Origin of the sequence: Achromobacter sp. MYb9 (assembly GCF_002975275.1) — a bacterium.
In the GTDB taxonomy this organism is placed as follows: domain Bacteria; phylum Pseudomonadota; class Gammaproteobacteria; order Burkholderiales; family Burkholderiaceae_B; genus Achromobacter.
Genome location: NZ_PCOQ01000006.1, coordinates 153,173 through 171,683, shown reverse-complemented (window position 1 = coordinate 171,683; position 18,511 = coordinate 153,173). Strand labels below are relative to the sequence as shown.

General features: G+C 65.5%; 12 protein-coding genes. 8 read left to right on the top strand and 4 right to left on the bottom strand.

Features of this window, described 5'->3' with window-relative positions; all coding sequences use genetic code 11:
* Window positions 1-74 precede the first annotated feature (74 nt).
* Window positions 75-1,469, bottom strand: a complete 1,395-nt coding sequence (locus CQ050_RS11895; protein WP_105557030.1) for a hypothetical protein — start codon at window positions 1,467-1,469, stop codon at window positions 75-77.
* Between the two features lie 78 nt (window positions 1,470-1,547).
* On the bottom strand, window positions 1,548-2,399 hold the full coding sequence (locus CQ050_RS11890; protein WP_105557029.1) for a M15 family metallopeptidase: 852 nt from the start codon (window positions 2,397-2,399) through the stop codon (window positions 1,548-1,550).
* A 191-nt stretch (window positions 2,400-2,590) separates the two neighbouring features.
* On the opposite strand from CQ050_RS11890, the gene CQ050_RS11885 reads away from it, so the two are divergent.
* The 8 genes from CQ050_RS11885 (at window position 2,591) to CQ050_RS11850 (ending at window position 12,739) form a co-directional block, all read left to right on the top strand.
* Complete coding sequence (locus CQ050_RS11885; protein WP_146121021.1) at window positions 2,591-3,460, top strand: hypothetical protein; 870 nt, start codon at window positions 2,591-2,593, stop codon at window positions 3,458-3,460.
* 27 nt (window positions 3,461-3,487) lie between these two features.
* Window positions 3,488-6,361 carry a type VI secretion system Vgr family protein gene (locus CQ050_RS11880; protein ID WP_105557027.1) on the top strand — a complete coding sequence of 958 codons (2,874 nt, stop codon included), beginning with the start codon at window positions 3,488-3,490 and terminating at the stop codon, window positions 6,359-6,361.
* A gap of 13 nt (window positions 6,362-6,374) precedes the next feature.
* Window positions 6,375-7,352 carry a DUF4123 domain-containing protein gene (locus CQ050_RS11875; RefSeq protein WP_105557026.1) on the top strand — a complete coding sequence of 326 codons (978 nt, stop codon included), beginning with the start codon at window positions 6,375-6,377 and terminating at the stop codon, window positions 7,350-7,352.
* Between the two features lie 53 nt (window positions 7,353-7,405).
* Window positions 7,406-8,185 (top strand): DUF3304 domain-containing protein, encoded by a 780-nt coding sequence (locus tag CQ050_RS11870; RefSeq protein WP_105557025.1) that lies wholly within the window; start codon window positions 7,406-7,408, stop codon window positions 8,183-8,185.
* Window positions 8,178-10,490 carry a DUF2235 domain-containing protein gene (locus CQ050_RS11865; protein ID WP_105557024.1) on the top strand — a complete coding sequence of 771 codons (2,313 nt, stop codon included), beginning with the start codon at window positions 8,178-8,180 and terminating at the stop codon, window positions 10,488-10,490. The genes CQ050_RS11870 and CQ050_RS11865 overlap by 8 nt, the downstream gene beginning before the upstream one ends.
* Window positions 10,491-10,560: 70 nt before the next feature.
* Window positions 10,561-11,313, top strand: coding sequence for a hypothetical protein (locus CQ050_RS11860; protein ID WP_233213978.1), 753 nt, complete (start codon window positions 10,561-10,563; stop codon window positions 11,311-11,313).
* A gap of 42 nt (window positions 11,314-11,355) precedes the next feature.
* The gene (locus tag CQ050_RS11855; protein WP_158266045.1) at window positions 11,356-11,916 is read left to right on the top strand and encodes a DUF3304 domain-containing protein; all 561 of its coding nucleotides are present in this window, start codon (window positions 11,356-11,358) and stop codon (window positions 11,914-11,916) included.
* Between the two features lie 43 nt (window positions 11,917-11,959).
* The gene (locus tag CQ050_RS11850; RefSeq protein WP_105557021.1) at window positions 11,960-12,739 is read left to right on the top strand and encodes a DUF3304 domain-containing protein; all 780 of its coding nucleotides are present in this window, start codon (window positions 11,960-11,962) and stop codon (window positions 12,737-12,739) included.
* Window positions 12,740-12,750: 11 nt separating this feature from the next.
* Here CQ050_RS11850 and CQ050_RS11845 read toward each other — a convergent pair whose 3' ends face one another.
* A complete protein-coding gene (locus CQ050_RS11845; protein WP_199196791.1) occupies window positions 12,751-13,374 on the bottom strand; it encodes a hypothetical protein in 624 nt (207 codons plus the stop codon).
* The gene (gene tssI / locus CQ050_RS11840) at window positions 13,355-18,496 is read right to left on the bottom strand and encodes a type VI secretion system tip protein TssI/VgrG (protein WP_105557020.1); all 5,142 of its coding nucleotides are present in this window, start codon (window positions 18,494-18,496) and stop codon (window positions 13,355-13,357) included. The genes CQ050_RS11845 and tssI overlap by 20 nt, the downstream gene beginning before the upstream one ends.
* Window positions 18,497-18,511: the final 15 nt, after the last annotated feature.

Sequence of the window (18,511 nt, the reverse complement as noted above, 5' to 3'; positions counted from 1 at the left end):
TCGCTGAGCGCGCTGGATATTCCGGAAAAGAAACCTGAGGGGCTACGCATGATTTTTGACTGTTTTTTTGTGGGTCAGGCGGAGGGGGAAAGCGCGGGAGCAACAAGCGCGCATGCGCGTAGCGCGGGGTCCTGGGTCAACACGACAAGCACGGGGCCTTCCATTTGGGCGCAGGCCTCGTTGGCCACGACAAGGGTCAACAGGTGTGAGGCCGCGCCGGTGTAGCCGCAAGCAGCCCCGACGGCCAGGCAGTCCTGGTTTGGGTCCAGCTTGGGAAACAGCGTACTGGCCAATCCGGCCGCTTCCAGCGGGCGGCTGCCGCGATGATCGGCGTCGCTGACCAGGGCGGCAATCGCGTCGGCGGGTTGCGCGTGCCGTTCCAGAAACTGCGTCGCCAACGCCGCCAGCATGGGTTCGTTGATGGCGCCCCGCGCATCGGCCGCGGTGGCGCGCTGCGCCGTGGCTGACAACGTCAACGTCATTGCGCCTTCTGGCGGCGCAACCGGCGTTCCGGCGTCCTGCCTGCCCAAGGCCAGGTCCACGAGCAGTCCGGCCGCGGCTTCGCCGGGGATGCGGCCCTGCGGCGTGGCGTTGCCGGCCAGCGCGCCTTGTTGCTCCCAGTCCTGCACGCGATTCGCGTCGATGTAGGAATCGGCCGCGGCCACAAGGCGCAGCGTGGCGATGGCGGGCGTCAACGGTTCCTGGGCCAGCTGGCGCAGCAGGCTATCGCTGTCCAGCGCGTTTTTCGCGGCGTGGGGGCGCATGCCAAGACGGGAGTCTGGCCAGACGGCCGCCGCGCGCGCCTGCTTGCAGGCATGGTCGCGTGCTGCTTCAGGCCACTGCACGGGCAGCGCCAGTTCCAATTGCAGCAGCGGCCACGCGTCGTCGCGTTCCGGCGTGCCGCTGTCCAGCACCCGTGCGCGGGCTTCTTGCGACAGGGTCTGGACGACATCGGCCAGCAACGCGGTGGCCCGGACGATGTCCTCGGCCAGGGCCACTTTGGGAGCCTGCTGCCCCGCTGCCGCGTCGCGCAGTAATTCCGTGTCCAGATGTGCCGCGCGCGCGGCGAAGATGGGAAAGCCCTTGGCGTTTATCAAGGACACATCCAGCGCAGGGCGCTGCTGTTCGGCCACCGCGGCATGGATGGACGCGGGGTCGTTGCCCTGCGCGGCGCGCGCGGTGCTGGCCAGCACGACCAGGCGAGCCGTCGCCGGCGTGGCGGGGGCGGTTTGCCCGTCGCCATCGGTGGCGGCCGGCGCCGGGTTGGCGCGGGCTTCGCGCCGCGCCCGCACGATGCGCTTGCCCGCCCATCCCGCCGCGATCAGCGCCAGCGGCAAGGCGAACAGGTACAAGCCGATATCCACGCCGGTGGGCAGCGTGTGCGACTCCTGCCACCAGATGATGACGGCTAGCCAGACCACGCCGAAGACCATGGCCAGCACGAGGCCGGTTTTAAGCACGCGGGTCATGAGGCTCCATGAAAATAGGGGTTGCGGGGCTGCGCGAAGGCGGCGTTCGTTGCATGCTGACGTGGCGGCATGACGGCATCATGGCGAGGCTCCGGCGCCGCGCCGCATGACGCCCGCGCGACGCAGTTCGGTGTGACCGAAGTCCATCAGCTTCCAGCGTCCGCCCCACGTCAATCCGACGCGTTCGGCGGTCTGGCCGAACAGTTCGTAGCCCCGCATGGCCCACGGGTCTTTCTCCGACACGACGACCTTGCCGTCGCGCAGGAATGCGCTGTCCGCGGCAAGGCCATATTGGTGATAGCTCTGGTAGGCGCCGGCGTTGGTCACGTGCGACCCCTTGGCCGCCAGCTCGGTCTGCCGCTCCGGGCTCCGATAGCCTTCGATCAGCACCATTTCATAGCCGTGTTCTTCGCGCATCACCCGGTATGCGGCCAAGAGCCGTTGGCGGTAATCGGCATCAAGCAGGTTCCAGTCGCGGCTGGCGCCACCCAGGTTCGGGCGTACCAATTCGACTTCGCGCGTGGTGAATATTTCGGGGGGCAGCGGGGGCGGTGGAACCAGCCGTTCACCGGTCAATAACGCCTGGATTCTGGGGTCCGGACCCGCCGTTCGGTCCTCGTAAAAAAATGTGTGATTGTGTCGCATGACGAAAGCGAAAAGTGACGGAAGCAACACGACTGCCAGCCCCCCGGCGATATGCCAGCGATAGGCGGAGAACGTAGCCCCCGCCTTTCCCAAACCCGTTCGCACGCCCTGTGCGGAGCCCCCCACGACACCCGCCGCTTCACCCGCGCGACGGGCCAGCGCTCGGCGTACGCCCAGCGCCAACGCGCGGACGCTTCGCGCCGTTCCCATACGAAAAGATGGGAAGACGAGCAGCGCCGATACGCCTATCGCAAGCAGAAAATAAAGGGGCAGCAGAAGTAGCAACGGTATCCCTCAATCACGAAGGCGTAATCTTTTGTTCTATTTGGGATTGAGGCAAGCGCTTGGGCGTTGCAAACAGCGTCTGTGCCTTAGGAATCGTAACAAGAATCGGTGATCAAAATGCGTGGCTCGGGTATTCTCGATCACCTTGGTTACGAGGGGTCCGTGGGCCCTTCGCCGACACGGGACCTTGCATGGCAGAAGACGAAAAAAGATCGCGCGCACCGACCTCTATTCCAAGTTTGCTAGCCGGGCGCGCCTCTCCAGACGAGGCGCGCGAATCGTCGCGCATCCTCGCCGCGCTGGAAGGGCGCGTGCCCGATGCCGAGGTCAAACACCTGGCGCCCAAACGTCGATCCAAGGGGCCGATGTGGGTGTTGCTGCTGCTGTTGCTCTGCGTCGTGGGCGCGGGAATGTGGGCAGTGTTCGACACGCCGGCCTTGCCCGATGTCGTGGCCAGGGCAGACGCGCCGGACGCTTCAGCGCGCGCTCAATCCGTATTGCCAACTGCCGCGATGGCGCCCGCGCCCAGCGCGCCCGAGCCACCGGCCTCCAACGCGGCCACGATCGTGGAAGACCATCCCTTGGCGCAGCTGACGCGGGACCGCGACCGCGATGCGGGCGAGCCCACCAATCCGCTGTCCGCGCTGGCTGTGACCGCGGCTGCGCCCAAGCCCGCCGCCGTATCCGCGGCGCCCCATTCCGCTAGCGCCAAGGCGCCGGGCCCCACGGTGCAGCGCGCCGAGCACGCGCGTGATCCGGCGGCCACCGCCAAGGCTTCCGCCGCGCGTGGCAAGCCGGCTCCGCGCAGCGATAGCGATGCCGCGCTGCTGGCCACATTGATGTCTTACGGCTTGCCGCCGGCCTCGCCGCCAGGCACCAAGGTCTATAAGAGCGATGGCATTTTCATACGTGAATTGCCGGGCTCGCCGTTGTCGGCGCGGCTGGCGGAATGCCGCAAGCTGGGCTTCCTGGAAAGCGAGCAATGCCGCCTGCGCGTATGCGCAGGTCACTGGGGCACCGCTGCGGAATGCCCCAATGCCCAAGCTCACACCGAGCCCTGATGCGTCCTTGATGAAGGTTCTTCCGCGATGGATTCCACAGCGACGAACGGTCTGTTCAGTTCCGCCGCCCGCCTGTACCGCCTTGAGGGTGAAGGCGCGCTCGCCGCGTTACAAGTGGAAGGCTGGGTAGCGCGTGAGGCCCTGTCCGGCGTGGCGCAACTGCGCATTGTGGCGCTGTCCGACAACGCCGGCCTGGCGCTTCACGACATGATTTCGCGCCCGGTGACGTTGTGGACGACGCGCGCCGATGGCAGCGAGATCAGCCGCAGCGGCCTGATCCGCGAGGCCGAGCTGCTGTCCGGCGACGCGGGCCTGGCGCGCTATCGGCTGACGGTCGTGCCATGGTTGTGGCTGGCCACGCAGCAGCGCGCAAGCCGCCTGTTCGAAGACAAGCCGGTGCTGGACATCGTGCGTCATGTGCTGGACGGCTACGAAGGTTACGTTACCCGTATTGCGCCCGGCGTGGACCAGGTGCTGGCCGATCTGGCGCCGCGTCCGTATGTGACGCAATACCGCGAGACCGACTATGAATTCATCAGCCGGCTGTTGGCTGAAGCCGGGCTGGGTTGGACGGTGATCGAGGCCGCCGACGTGCCCGCGAAGCATGCCGTGCTGATCTTCGCGGATAGCCGAAACCTGGACGAGGACGCGGAATCGGCTAGCGGCGGCGTTCGTTTCCATCGCGCAGGCGCCACCGAAGCGCGCGACACGGTGCAGGCCATTGCGCGCCGCCGCCGTCGTATTCCGGACCGCATCACGGTGCTGGGCTGGCACCCCAGCAGCAAGCGCGCCATCGCGGCCGAGGCGCTGGTCAATCCGGCCAACGGCAATGACGATGCCGCTGGACTGGAATGGTACGAGCCGCTGGGCCACGGCGGTGTTGCCGACGAAGCCCAGGCCAAGCGCCAGGCGGCATTGGCCATGGAAGCGGTGCGCGCGCAGGCCGAGATCTTCGTCGGCCAGGGCGGCGTGCGCACCTTCCGTTCCGGCACGCGTTTCACGTTGCAAGCCATGTCGTCGCTAGGCCCCGTCAACGAAGCGGGCTTCGAGCCCGTCTTCGCGCTGGACCGTGTCGAGCACGTCGGCATCAATAACCTTCCACCCGAGACCCGCGCGTCGCTGGCGCAGCGGCTGGGCGGACTGGACGCGCATTTGATGCTGGACGACGATGCCATCGCGGCGCCGGGCGCGGAGCGGGACGACACCGTTGAGCCGGCCCCCGATGCGGCCGTGCTGGCCAAGGCGCACGAGGTCGGCTACGCGAACCGTTTCGACGCCGTGCGTTGCGATCGCCCGTGGCGGCCCCAGCTGCCGCAAACGCGCGGCGCTCGCCTGGCTGGCGCGCCGTCGGTTCACGGCGTGCACACGGCGATCGTGACGGATGCGGAAGGCGCCACGCAGGTCAAGGGACAGGACGAGATACTCAGGAACCACCGCGGTGACGTGCGTATCCGGTTCCATTGGCAAGCCGAGGGCAAGGACGGAGAAGCCAAGAGCCGTTGGGTGCGCGTGGCGCAGCGCCAGTCAGGCGCTGGCATGGGCATGAGCTTTGTGCCGCGCATCGGGCAAGAAGTGCTGGTGCGCTTCCTGGACGACGATGTCGATCAGCCCGTGGTCATCGGCGCGCTATACAACGGGCGCGGCGAAGGCGGCACGCCGGCTACACCGGGCGGACGTCCGGGCGGCCAGGCCGATACGCAGGTCTACGCCGCGGCGCGGGACGGCGTGCCCAGCGCGCAGGCGAACCTGGCGGCGGGCAACGCGCCCGCGTGGCACGGCGCGGCCGGCGGCGACGAGAACCACCGCAATGCCGCCGCGCTGACCGGTTTCAAGAGCAAGGAGTTCGGCGGAGCGGGCTACAACCAGATCGTCTTCGACGATACCGACGACCAACTGCGCACGCAGATCAAGAGCACCCAGGGATCCAGCGAACTGAATCTGGGCCATCTGATCCATCAGGCAGGCAACTACCGCGGGGGGCTGCGTGGCCTGGGCGCAGAGTTGCGCACCGATGGCTACGGCGCCGTGCGCGGCGGGGCGGGCGTGCTGCTCAGCACCTACGCCACCGACGGCAACGCCAGCGCGGCAGGCGATGCGGCTGGCTTGCTGGCCCTGGCCAGCCAGACGGATCAGATGGCCCGATCGCTGGACTCGGTCGTGGGCGCTCATCAGGGCATGCGGCTGGCCACGGTGCTGGGCACCAAAGGGCCCGCCGCCAGCGTGCCGGACGCCGAGCGGGCGCCGCTGGCGGCGATGCACCGCATCACGTCCGGCACCGTCGCCGCGGACGGCCTGGCGCCGGCGCAGGCCGACGCCTCGGCCAAGCATACGCAGGCCGCCCAGGGCAAGGTTCCGCATTCCACCGACCCGGTGGTGCTGATGGCCGCCCGGGCGGGACTGGCGCAGATAGCGGGGCAGCACATGCAGTACGTGGCGGGCGACTCGGTGCATTGGTCATCGGGAAAAGACCAGAACCTGGCCGTGATGGGCGCATTGCGCCTGCATACGGGGCAGGGCCTGGGGATCGTCGCGGGCTTGCAGCAAGGCGGCGCCGATTCGGGGCTGGACCTGATTTCGGCGACGGGCGACGTGGACGTGCAGGCGCAGCACGACATCCTGCGGGTCCAGGCCCAGAAAGACATCACGATTGGCAGCGCGCAGACGGCCGTTGATTATGCCGCGCCCAAACGCATCCGCATCGCGAACGCGGCGGGCGCCAGCATCGTGCTGGAAGGCGGCAACATCATCGTGACCGCGCCGGGCCGCATCGATGTGAAGACGGGCAACAAGCAGTTCGCGGGACCGGACCGCATGCCCTATGCGTTCCCGCAGTTCACCGTCTGCAAGCAGTGCGTGCTGGATGCCCATGATGGCGTGCAGTCCATCACCGACAAGGTCTAAGGTGGAGACCGGCATGGGTGGTTGGGAGGAACGGCTGAATGACACGCTGGCGCAGGCGGAAACGCTGGCGTCCGCAGCCGGCACGGCGCCGAATACGTATCTGCTGGTGGATTTTCGCGGCCGCACGGAGCTTGCCCGGCCGGTCAAGGCTTGCGCGGATCTTAGCTATGGTTCCGTCTGGGTGGGCACGGACCTGGCGGTGTACGACGAGATCGCGCCGTTGTTGATCCAGGTTGATGACCTGAGCCGTTTCGAGCTATCGCGCGGCAAGCAGGCGCCCCGCACCTCGGAGCTGCTGCGCCTGCTTGGGAAGCTGCATGAGGCCGATGGCGGCGAGTTCGCGGTGACGCACATCGTATCCGCGTGGCCACTGGCCGATTTGATGGCCCACTACGCCTATTACGGCGAATACGGCCTGCCGGATGGGCGCGAGTACTACTTGCATTTCTATGACAGCCGCATTCTGGACAGGGCATTTCAGGTGTGGACGGATGAGGAGCGCGAGCATTTCCTGGGGCCCGTGCATCAGTTGCGTTACGTGCGGCGCAACGGATCCGTCGCGCAATGGGTAGGGGCAGGCGGCGACATGCGGCAGAGCGCTCGAGACTCCCGCCAGCAGGCCTTTACGCTGGCACAACACCAGGCGCTGCTGGACATGGACTACCCGGACAAGTTGGCGGTACAGATCCGCCGGCTCTATTTGGGTGTTTTGGGCGGCGGCCTGCGCCAGGACGCGCTCTACACGCAGGTAGTGGCGCAGATGGAAAGGGCGCGATCCTACGGGATCGCCACCGAACGCGACATGCTGGACTACGTGGCGTGGGGCATTACCATTTCACCGCGTTTTGACGAGCACGAGGCCATCGCTCCAATGTTGCGGAGGTTCAAGGAAAGCGGACCGGGGCTGTCGCAGGCGCTGGCGGATGTGCCGGACGAGGTATGGGATGCGCTGCTGCGTGCCGAGCAGGCGCATGGCCGTGGCGCGGTATAGGCGCCGGCGCAACCTGGTGGCAAAGATCAATGCAGGTGCTTTAGGGGGTTGGAATGCGTAAGGGGTTGCTTGTCTTGTTGATGTGGCTGGGATTATTGGCCGGCTGCAACAGCGAACCGAACTACCAGGGATTCTCCTTCGTGACGTACAACTACACGCCCTGGGACCTGGACAGGGTCGAAGTGAAGGACGGTAAAGGCAATTCGGCGGTCTCGGGTTCGATCGGAGCCGGCGGGGGCGAGGGCTCGGTGACATGCTGCTATACCTTGACGGGCAGCGACTTCAAGGTGGAATGGCGCGGCGCGGACGGCGAATTGGCCAGAAAGCACATGTTCGACGGCAAGTTGGAAGAAGTCATTTTCAATAAAGAAACGCCGGTCCATTTCCCGCCTGCGGAGATGCCAGCGGGGGATGGACCGCTTTATCTCGAACTGCACATCTATCCCGACGAGCACATGGAAATAGCGCTCAGCCGAAAGCTGCTGGGCCAGGTGCGAATTCCCATTGTCGACGCCACGCGCTGGTTGTATGCGCAGCACCGCGACGCATTGGGAGATTATCGAAGCAGCTCGGAACTCCGGCGCGTGGTCGCCAAAGTCGCCAAGAGGGCATGGGTTAAGTATCGCATCGAGGACGCCCAGGATATGCGGCAGTACATGTTCCTGTATTTCACGGTTGCATCGAATTTCGACACGAACCCCGAGATTGCCGCGATGCTGGCAAAGCCCGGCCGCAAGCCCGGGGAGTTCGCTGTTGCCGTGCAAGGAATGCCGCAAGAGAAAATCGCGCAGCTAAAGGCGGCGGGAACGCCGCCAGGAGACAAGAATGGCTAACCCCGACGCTGGTGAATTGTCGCCTATCGACCGCACGCCGGCTTCGGTGCTGAAGAAGATCGCCGAGAGCGAGGCCGCATATCCCAAGGACGACTGCCAGGAATGTGGTGCGATCGTGCGCATCGGCTTTTTCTTTGACGGGTTTGGCCGTAGCCGGGACGCCGATGGCAAGCACCCAACGTTTTATTCCAATATCAGCCGGCTCTGGGAAGCGCACTATGCGCATGATGACGAGGATCGCCCGGTCAAGCAATATTGGTTCCGTTTCTACTATTCGGGTCTGGGGACCGAACTGAATGAGGACGCGAAGAACGACGACTTCATCTATGGCGCCACCGTGGCGGGCGGGAAACTGCTGAGCGAAGCGGGCAAGAACGCCAAGAGCGCCGCCAAGAACATGACGCGACTGGACGAGATCCCCGAGCACGACGCCTTGAAGCGGCTGCGCAGCGCGACGCAAAAAATGATCAAGGAGGGCTCCTTCCAGCCGATGGTGAAGGCGTATACCGACGTGGTGAAAGACGTCAAGACGCTTCCCGACAAAGTTGTGCGGATCTGGAATGCCTGGGACCCCGAACGTCTGGTCAACCGGGCTAAGGGAACCATCCGGGGGTTCTGGTCTGGATTCAAGAAGAATCCGCTTAAGGTGGCCTGGACCGCTGGCAAGGAAGTCGTCAAGTCTACGGCGATGGAAGGGGTGCCGATCATCCGCGACAATGAGACCGTGGCCTACCTGATGGGAACGGGCGTGGACGTCCGCGTGGACGCTGCGCTGCGGCAGCTCAAGTCGGCGCATGAGGCGGTCAGCGCGGAAATGAACAACGTGCGCCGCATCGAAATTTCGGTTTTCGGAGGTGATCGGGGCGGAGTCATGGCCCGCCAGTTCGTCAACGACGTGGTCAAGAAGTACCGGCGCCGGAACGACAAGGACCTGGTGATTCCCGGGGAAAACGGCGCACCCGAGGCCGAGATCCATATCCGGTTCCTGGGACTGTTGGATTCCGTGTCTTCGATCATGGATGAAAGCACCTTTCTTGGGTTCCTGCCGTTTACCGATCTGCTGAAGCAAACCCACAAAGACCGCACGCTGACCGTCCCTGCGGCGGTGCAAAAATGCGTCCATTTTGCCGCCGGCCATGAACTGCGCGCGAACCAGCGTCTGGACAGCTTGGAGAAGACCCGAGGCGAACAGTTTCTATATCCCGGCTCGAGCGGGGATGTGACGGGCGTCAGTCCAGAGGGATCGCTCGGCGCGCGCGGCGAATTGTCGCGGGTTCCGCTACGGGACATGCTGAACTTGGCGATGTCGAACGGTGCCGCCCTTTACAGCATCGAACAGCTGTTTGATAAGCGGCCCCTGACTTTCGCGAAATTCTCGATGTCGGCCGCCCTCGCGGATGGCGGGAAAAGCTACCAAATCACAGAACTGGTGGACGCCTATCGTGGCGTGGTGAAGTACGAACCAGGCGTGGATTTTCTGCCGCACATGGAGGTTTTCCTGCGCTGGCTCGCGGTCAGATACCAAGACCCCGTCTTCAAAAGCGAACTGTCGGACCCTGCGGAAAAGTGGATCCAGGATCGGGACTTCTTCACGCCGCAACAGGCCTACGACGAAGAATTCCGCCGCGTCAGCGCGATGTCAAGAGAGGAACGGGCCAAGCCGGAGAATACGGCTCGCCTGAAAGAACTGGAAGCCCTGAAGGATGAGCGTCGGGCAACTGCCGACGCCAGCCGCGGCGAGCTTCCGCCCAAGCGCTTCAAGCCGTTGTGGCAGCGACTGGAAGAAGAATATCGGGCGCTGGAGAAGGCGGAAAATGAAGAGGCCGAGCTGGAAAGGTACCGGGCGGAGGTGGCTCGCACCGACCCCGAGCGCGTGCGACGCATCGAACAGGTCACCGCCATCATGAACGAGCCGGCAAGAGTGCGCGACGAGATAACGCGGCGTAATGGCGGCACCGTCGACGAGGATACCAAGCCGAAGGATCCGCTGGCCGACATGAAGGCGAAGCGCGCCATGCAGCAACGCTTGCTGACGGTATGGCGGGAAGCCAGCGCGGGCACTAACCCCCTGCCCGAAAAGGTCATGGCGCTGTTCGACTTCCTGGTGCACGACGCGATGCTGAGCAGCTGGCCTGATCATTTGCTGGCCAGCACGTCGATGTATTTCCGAGTACGCGACAAGGATATCTTCGGCAAGACCAACTATAAGTCCGAGGACGCGAAGATGAAGGCGGATCTTGAAAACGTGGCGCGCACGGAGAAGATGCGCGCGAACCTGGAAGGGCTGACGCCTGCGCGCCTTTAGCGTAGGTGACGTGGCCAACCCCGGAGGCGCGCTGGTGAGTATGCGTAGGCACGTGATAGCGGCACTGGTCTTGGGTGGCTTGCTGACCGGCTGCAATGGCGAACCAAGCTACCAAGGATTTTCGTTCGTGGCGTATAACTACACGCCCTGGGACCTGGATGCCGTTCAGATCACCGACAGCGAAAGCCGTTCTGCGGGCACAGGGTCGATCGGTCCTGGTGGTGGAGAGGGCACCGTCACCTGCTGCTTCACGTTGCGAGGTACCGATTTTGCAGTGAAGTGGTCGGGTCTGGACGGCGAAGAGGCGATCCGGCACCTCTATGACGGAAAAATGGACGAGCTGTTTTTTCACAAGGAAGCCCGCGTGCATTTTCCCGCATCCGATTTGCCGCCGGGGGACGCGCCGCTGTACCTGGAGCTGCATATCTATCCCGACGAGCACGTCGAAATCGCGCTTAGCCGAAAGTTGCTTGGGCAAACGCGGATTCCGATTATTGAAACGACTCGATGGCTGTACAGGCAGCATCGCGACGCCCTGAACGCGTATCGTGATATCTATGAAGTGCAGCGCGTGCTGGCAAAAGTCGCCAAGACGGCCTGGATCAAATACCGACTTGAAGACAGGCGGGACCTGCAGCAGTACATGTTCCTGTATTTCACCGTCGCATCGAACTTTGATTCGGATCCGGATATTGCCGCTTTACTGGCAAGTCCCGGTAGGAAACCCGGAGATTTCGCTGCGGCTGTCGAATCCCTCTCCTCGGAGACGGTCGCCCGACTAAAGGCGACGGGAACGCCGCCAGGCGATAAGGTCGCCGGATAGACCGGGAAAAAAGGCGACTCAATTTCCCACAGGATGCCGATCATGCAGACATCGCAATCGCCAACGTTCTGGCCGCTCGGACTTCGCTTGCTCCGGTTTGGGATCAAACGGATGCTGTGGCTGTGCATGAGCGCTTCCGGTCTTGCGGGAGCGATCGCGCAGGCGCAGCCGATGCCGATTCCCGAGACTATCGGGGTGCGGTTGGGGATCATCAATTACCTGAATGAAGCGCTGGCTCCCGTCTACATCAATCAAGGCTGGGCGGGAAATGCGCAAGCCCTTGCCTCTACCTCGGGAACGTGCTGCGTTTCGATCCCTTCCCAGTGGAAGCCAGGCATGACGATGCGGATCGAATGGAACTCCGACTCGATGTTCGAGCGCGGGGAAAACGATCTGGCCGCGCGGGATGCTCCAGTCTTGCCCTACCAACCGTTTCACAGTGGTTATGCCTGGGCGATTTTCCTGCCTGGGGGTGAAGTACGTGTGCAGCCCGGCCCGACGAGCCCGGGGGCACCGGATTTCTTGCAAGGACTACCCGAGCCCGGAGAGGCGACCGAAGCGGAGCTGCGGCAGTTCATCGAAAGCACCAGGCCGAATCGCTAGGCCATCGGGGTCATCACAAGGAAGCGCTATTCAGGGGGGAAGGATGAACAAAGGGCTGATCGTCTTGCTGGCGGGGCTTGGACTGCTGTCGGGTTGTACCGATGAGCCTGGTTACCGGGGTTTGACGTTCGTCGCCTTCAACTACACGCCCTGGGACATCGACACCATACAGATTATCGATAGCGACGGACATACGGCGACTTCCGGTGCGATGGGCGTGGGTGGCGGAGAAGGATCGGGAACGTGTTGCTATACCTTGAATGGCACGGAGTTCACGGTGAAATGGCGTGGTGCCGATGGGGCTCTGGCACAAAAGCACATGTTCGACGGCAAACTGGACGAGGTGATCTTCAACAAAGAGGCTCACGTTCATTTTCCGCCGACCGATCTGCCGCAGGGCGAGGGCCCGCTGTACCTGGAGTTGCATATCTATCCCGACGAGCACATGGAGATCGCGCTTAGCAGGAAACTGCTCGGACAGACGCGGCTTCCGCTTGTCGCGATCACGGACTGGATTTACGCCACGCACCGCAGCGCTTTCAGCCAATACAAGGATGGCAATGAGGTGCTGCGCGTGCTGGGCAAGGTGGCCAAGACGGCCTGGATCAAATACCGACTTGAAGACAGGCGGGACCTGCAGCAGTACATGTTCCTGTATTTCACGGTGGCGTCGAACTTTGATGCCGATCCCGACGTGGCGGCGATGTTGGCCAAGCCTGATCGGAAGCCGGGCGACTTTGGCGCCGCCGCCGCTGCCATGTCGCAAGCCCAGATAGCGCGCATCAGGGCGGCCGGGACGCCGCCGGGTGACAAGAACGGCTGATCAGGCCGCGCCTACCGCGGCGGCAGCACTTCGATCGTGACGGTGTTCGACCGCAAGCCGTTGGACTCGACATACACCTCATACTTGGCCGGGCTGGCCGGTAGCCCGGCGCGGGCCGCCAGGTCCGTGCTGAACTGCGTGCCGACGCTCATGCCTGGTGCGACGGGTTTCCCCCGTGGCGGGCGCGAGCTTGCGATGGTGTCGACCTCGACGCCGGGACGTGTCGGCAGCTTGTATTCGAACGCCACCTCATCGTAGGCCTTGCGTGTTTCAAGATCGGTCGCCACGATGCGCGGCAAGGTCGGGTGCTGCACGGCAGGCACGATGCCGCGCACACACACGGGAATGACCAGCACGCCGGGCCCCCGCGGCCAGACGCGGGCAGGCGCCGCGATGTGGAGCTGTTCGTCGTAGCCGTCGTTGGCGGGCATGCAGGCATGGTCGCGCATGCTGTTGATCGGCACGGATGCGAAGGAAGCGGGTTCGGTCCAGTCGGAATTCATGGTCTTCTGCGGCGTGACGGATGGGGGTTGGGCGGACGCTGCCGGGGTGAATGCCCAGGCGGCGGCGGTGAACAGCAGGACAAAGGCGCGCGCCGCTAAGCGGCGCCACGCGTCAGGACGTGGTCCAGCCATTGGACATGTCCACCTTGCGTACGGCTTCCGAGCACGACGGGCAGAAGCGGATGCTCTGGCAGTCGCCGCCGAACATCACGCATGCGCCGACGTTGCTGGAATTGGCCTGGTTGGCAGGCAGGCCGAAGTGGCAGTGGTTGCCGGCGTCTGAATAAAAGTAGCGTCCTCCGTCCAGCTTCGACGCGTCATACAGTTCGCCGCCTTCGTTGGCGTTGGCCCATTCCGGCCCGCTGGGCGTCATGCCCAGCAGGTGGCCCATCTCGTGGACCAGCGTTTCCTGCTGGTACGCCATCGTCGCCAGCTGCCAGGGTGTGCGCACGGCGACGCCCAGGATGTTGGTGCCCAGGAAGGCCACGCCGCCGGCGGCGCTCTCCAAGAGCTTGACGCGCAGAATGATCCGGCCCGACGTGGGCACGGGTAACAGGCCCGCCATGCGTACCCTGACGCTCGGGCACGCACTGGGTTCGCTGGCGTCGCCTGCGATCGGCGTGACGCGATCCTTCGGCACCACGGCCCGTTTGACCGTCCCTGCGGCATCCGTATATTCAAACAGGCACTCCAGGAACCAATCGTCGTTCGGGTCGATGTTCAGCCAGAGGTAGGCGGGGTTGCCGTCGGGGCCAAGCAGGTCCATTTCAACGTCGCCCATGCCGGGGCCGGCGTTGGCACGGATGATCAGCGGTGCGATGGGCCATTGCGCCGCCAACCGGTCGATATGGCAGACCGCGATGGTGTAGGGCTCGTGCCGGGCGCCCTCCGAGCGCGGATAGACGGACTGGACCAGCTGGCGCATCCGCGCGTCGCCTTCGTCCGTCCAGACATCTGAATTGGCGTCGCCGCGCGTCTGTACGTAGGGCAGTTGCAGCACGTCGATGCCATGGCGCGCATATTCGTCGGCGGTCGGCTGGAAGCCGTAGCGGCGTTCCATGTTTTCCGGGCCGGGCATGCGGATCTCCTGGATGTACATGCGGCGAACGGTTTCGATCATCTCGGTCATGACCGTCTGGTTCTGGTCGTTCAGGACCTCGAACAGATAGCTGTTCAAGCCCGCGGCGGGCAACGTGATGTTGTCGACGACCTTCGTGCCGTCTGGGTCGGTCACGTACTGGTAGGTGGACTGGTCGGGGTCGCGGTACAGGGGCTGCCGATCGCGTTCGCGGGCCGTATAGACGGCGTTGGTCCGGCGGGCCATGACTTTGACCGTGAACCGGTGTTCTCCGCGGCGATTGAACGACACGCGGATCTTTGGCCGGTTGGTCTGGCGGTCCAGGCTGTTCAGCGCCTGGCCGTCGTTCCAGCGCGCTTCCGAGGTCTTCAGGTTCACGTACTGCAATTGCGCGCCGCTCTGGCTGCGGTAGGTCGACACGGCGAGCGTGCCGCCCGGGGCGCCGCCACCGTCCGCCGGACCGCTCGCGCCGCCCGTGCCGTCCTGGCCGGCGGGCCGCGTCGCGGTGCCCGGCAGCCCGATGCCTGCCGCGTCCATGGCGCGGCGGACCAGGCCCGGATAGGGCGAATTCGCCACGGCCGGGATATTCATGATGGTTTCGGCCACCTTGGGGAGCGTGATGCTGGTCACGCTGGGCGACTGGAGAATCGCGCCCACCACGGTGGGAATGGCGGAATCGCTAAGGCCGGGCGTGCTCAGGATCGCGCCGGCCACCGCCGGGATGTTGTCTGCGTTGACGTCCGGCATGGCCAACAGCGTGTTGACGGCGGACCCCAGCGTTGCGCCCTTGTCGCCCATGGCGTTCATCGCCTGCGTCATCAGGGGCTGGATCGCCGCGCCGACGCCGCCCTGCGAGCCGCCCGCCGCGGCCAAGCCGGAGGCGGCCGACAACGTCGAGGCCATGTTGCCCGCCTGCGCGGCCATATCGCCGGCTTGCGCCGCCATGCCGCTGGCCCGGGCGGCGGCACCGGCGGCCTGCGTGACCGACGCCGGCATCGCCGACGCCAACGCGCCCGCCGCGCCTTCCGTCAAAGACGGCGCGGCGCCAGCCATCAGCGACGGCGTCGCACCGCCCATTAGTGATGGGGTAGCTCCGCCCATCAGCGACGGCGCCGCACCGGCCATCAGGGAAGGCGTCGCGTTGGCGATGGCGCTGCTGGCCATCTGGCCGGCTCCGGTGCTGCCGATGGCGGCGCCAGCCATGTCGCCCGCTTTGCCGGCCGCGGCGGACATCATGCCCGCACCGGTCTGCTGCACCGAGGTCACCGCGTCATTCGCCCGGGCGGCAATGTCCTGGATGGGCTTGAGCGCATCGCTGGCCATCGACTTGGCGCGGTCGAGCATGCCCGACGCGCTGTCCTGCAGGGATGCCAGACCGCTGGATACGGCGCTGGCGCCCTTGGCCAGCGTCGCTCCTATCCCACCTGCCGCCGCAGTGCTCGAAGCGCCTGTGGAGGCTGTGGTGGCCGCGGCGGTGCCAGCCAGCGCGTCGGATGCCCCGGCAGCGTTGACGGCCTGGCCCGATCCCGCCAGGGCTTGCAGCATTTGCTCGGGCCGATGCACCAGTTCAGCCTTCACCAGCATCACGTCGCCCACCTGCGTGGAGGGCAGGGCCGGCAAGGCCGCTGCGTCGCTGGCCGGACCGATCAGATTGTGCGACGCGCCTTTGACCGAGAACATGCCCGGCCCCTTGAACACAATATCGGCGCCGTCCATGACGATGCTGCCGCCACCCGCCTGCAGGGTGATGCGCTGGTTCGCCAGGATCTCGATGCTGTCCGTGGTCGACGTGATGGTGACGTCTTGTCCGGCCAACAGTTCCAGCATGTCGGTATGCGCGTGTATCGAGACCGGCGCATTGGCCGCGATGGCGCGGATGCCGCCGTCCTGCACGAACAGGCTGGTCGCGCGTCCCGATGCGCTGGCGAAGGTCTGGCGTGCGGCGACATGGCCGTCGGCCTGCGCGGTGACGTGCAGGTTTTCGCTGGCGTGCACGATGGCCGACGCCGGGGTGGCAAGGTTCAGCGATGCAGGGGCGTCGATCAGCATGCGCGCGCCATCGATACGTTCGACGGGGTCCGTGCCGCTGCGTTCGCCGTTGGCGGCTTTGACTGCTTGCTGGCCACCCACATTGGCCGGATAGCGCCCTTTCGCCTTGGGGTCCACGGCGTCGATCAGCGCATCGAACGTGTCGGTCGCGGCCAGTGGCCGCGCCTGGCGCTGTGTGGCGGCCGCGTTGATGCGCTGGGCGGCATGCTGCGCGCCCCGCATGAGCGCCAACGCTTGCGGGGCTTCCGCCAGCGTGGATCGGGCATTCGTTTGCGCATTGGCCGACAGCAGCATGCCTTGCCCTGACCGAACCACGGTCCACGCGTCCGAGCGCAGTTCGAAACCGGTGCCGCGCCATTCGCCGCGATTGGAGTCGTCTGGCGCCTGCTTGACCAGATAGCCCAAGCCCAGTTGTGAAGCCGCGATCGAACTGGACAGCCGCGTGCGGACCTGGCCCGCCGTGTCGTCGAACAGCCATTGGCTGTGGCCTTGGCCATCCAGGCCCTGGCTGTGCCAGCCGCTCAGCGTGCCAGGGTGGTTGGCCTCGGCGTTCACGCCGGCCGACCACGGGGGTAAATCGGCGTCGTTATACAACTGCGCGACCACGACCGGCTGATCGATGTCGCCGTCCAGGAATTCGACCACCACTTCGGTGCCTTGGCGTGGCAAGTGATGCGCGCCCCAATTGGGACCCGCCTGCGCGCCGGTGACGCGCAGCCATGTGCCCGAGCTGTCGTCGCCAGGCGCATTGCCGGCATCGTCCCCATGGCTGCGGTGGGGCAGGCCGCCGGACAACGGGCGCTTGCCGCGCTGCCAGGGGAATTGGACTTTGACCCGCAGGTCGCGGCCCGAGGTGATGGGGGCGTCCTGCGCCGTCACGACCACGGCCGTCACGCCTTCCGGCGCGGTGGGCTTGGCGCGCCAGCCCGGCAACAGCGTGGCCGCCGCGGGCACGGCGCTGAACGTGTTGCGGTACGCGCCGCGTTCCAGGTCCGGCGCGTCCAGTACCTGCGCGGCCTGGGCGCCCAGGTTGTTGACGGCTTCGTGCGTTACGCGCAGCAGCGTGTAGCGGTTGCCTCCCATTTCGTCCAACGCCTGGCCCGACCCTTCCGCATAGCGGTCGTGCTGCGTCAGGGCAAACGTGTGGCCCGGCATCATCTGCCGCGCGGTGCCGCCGCCGTCGAACCGCACCGTGCGCGATTCATGCGCTTGCAGGCTGCGTGCCGCAAGGGCTTCGGCGCCGGCATCGTCCGTGTAGCGGCCGTGGCCGTCGAAATCGTAGTCTTCCAACGGCGGCACTGCGCCCACGTCCAGATCCGACCGGGCTTCGGCCCCATGCGCAAGCAGGGCTCGCTCGTTCCAGGCGACACGAGTGACGCGATTTGGCTGGACGCTGCGCGCCGCGCCGAAACGCAAAATGCTGTCCTCGGATTCGGTGGCGTCGGCGCGATGGAAACGCAGGGGCGAGGCAGGATTCTCCGGGCGCGCGGCGCCGGCGTCGAACACGACAAGGCGATGCTGCGCGCCGCCTGTGCCGCCGCCATCCTGGCCATCGCCTTGCTGGTGGTCGAAGCGGAAACTCAGCCCCGACTCCGCCATCAGGCGCAGCACGAAAGCCAGATCGGTTTCGCGATACTGCGTGCGGATCGGGCGGGGCGCCAGCGGCTCGGTGATGTCGAAGGAAAACGACGCCAAGGGATAGTCCGCGAAGATCTCGCTCAGGATGTCGGTGGCCGATTTGTCCTGATAAAGAAAGCTGTCGCGGCGCAGGCGCAGGGTCGCCAGCCAGGGCGCGGCGTGCAGCCGGTAACGCGCCAGGCCGCCGTCGGCGCCCAATGCGTCTACCCCTTCCACGACGGCATGCCAGCGGCGGCGGCTGCCGTCGGCCAGCAGCAGGTCCACGCTGATTTCCTTGCCCAGCAGCGGTTCCACGTCCAGCTCGGCCGAGGGGGCCAGGCAGTCCAGGGTCAACGCGAAGAGTTCCGAGACACCTTCTTGCAGCCGCATGCGCTCGGCCGTCAGCGTGTCGCCCAGCGGCGTGCGCACTTGAAGCAGGCGCGCGTTCTGGGACAAGGCGGCGGCGTCCAGGCTGCTGTAGCCCGCAGGCGAGAAAGAGCGATCGATCATGGTGCGTGGCCGTCC

What these genes read in the sequence shown, in the direction of transcription:
- CQ050_RS11895 (WP_105557030.1), bottom strand. Translation starts at nt 1,469, where the DNA reads ATGACCCGCGTGCTTAAAACCGGCCTCGTGCTGGCCATGGTCTTCGGC.
- CQ050_RS11885 (WP_146121021.1), top strand. Translation starts at nt 2,591, where the DNA reads ATGGCAGAAGACGAAAAAAGATCGCGCGCACCGACCTCTATTCCAAGT.
- CQ050_RS11880 (WP_105557027.1), top strand. Translation starts at nt 3,488, where the DNA reads ATGGATTCCACAGCGACGAACGGTCTGTTCAGTTCCGCCGCCCGCCTG.
- CQ050_RS11875 (WP_105557026.1), top strand. Translation starts at nt 6,375, where the DNA reads ATGGGTGGTTGGGAGGAACGGCTGAATGACACGCTGGCGCAGGCGGAA.
- CQ050_RS11870 (WP_105557025.1), top strand. Translation starts at nt 7,406, where the DNA reads ATGCGTAAGGGGTTGCTTGTCTTGTTGATGTGGCTGGGATTATTGGCC.
- CQ050_RS11865 (WP_105557024.1), top strand. Translation starts at nt 8,178, where the DNA reads ATGGCTAACCCCGACGCTGGTGAATTGTCGCCTATCGACCGCACGCCG.
- CQ050_RS11855 (WP_158266045.1), top strand. Translation starts at nt 11,356, where the DNA reads ATGCAGACATCGCAATCGCCAACGTTCTGGCCGCTCGGACTTCGCTTG.
- CQ050_RS11850 (WP_105557021.1), top strand. Translation starts at nt 11,960, where the DNA reads ATGAACAAAGGGCTGATCGTCTTGCTGGCGGGGCTTGGACTGCTGTCG.
- CQ050_RS11845 (WP_199196791.1), bottom strand. Translation starts at nt 13,374, where the DNA reads ATGGCTGGACCACGTCCTGACGCGTGGCGCCGCTTAGCGGCGCGCGCC.
- tssI (WP_105557020.1), bottom strand. Translation starts at nt 18,496, where the DNA reads ATGATCGATCGCTCTTTCTCGCCTGCGGGCTACAGCAGCCTGGACGCC.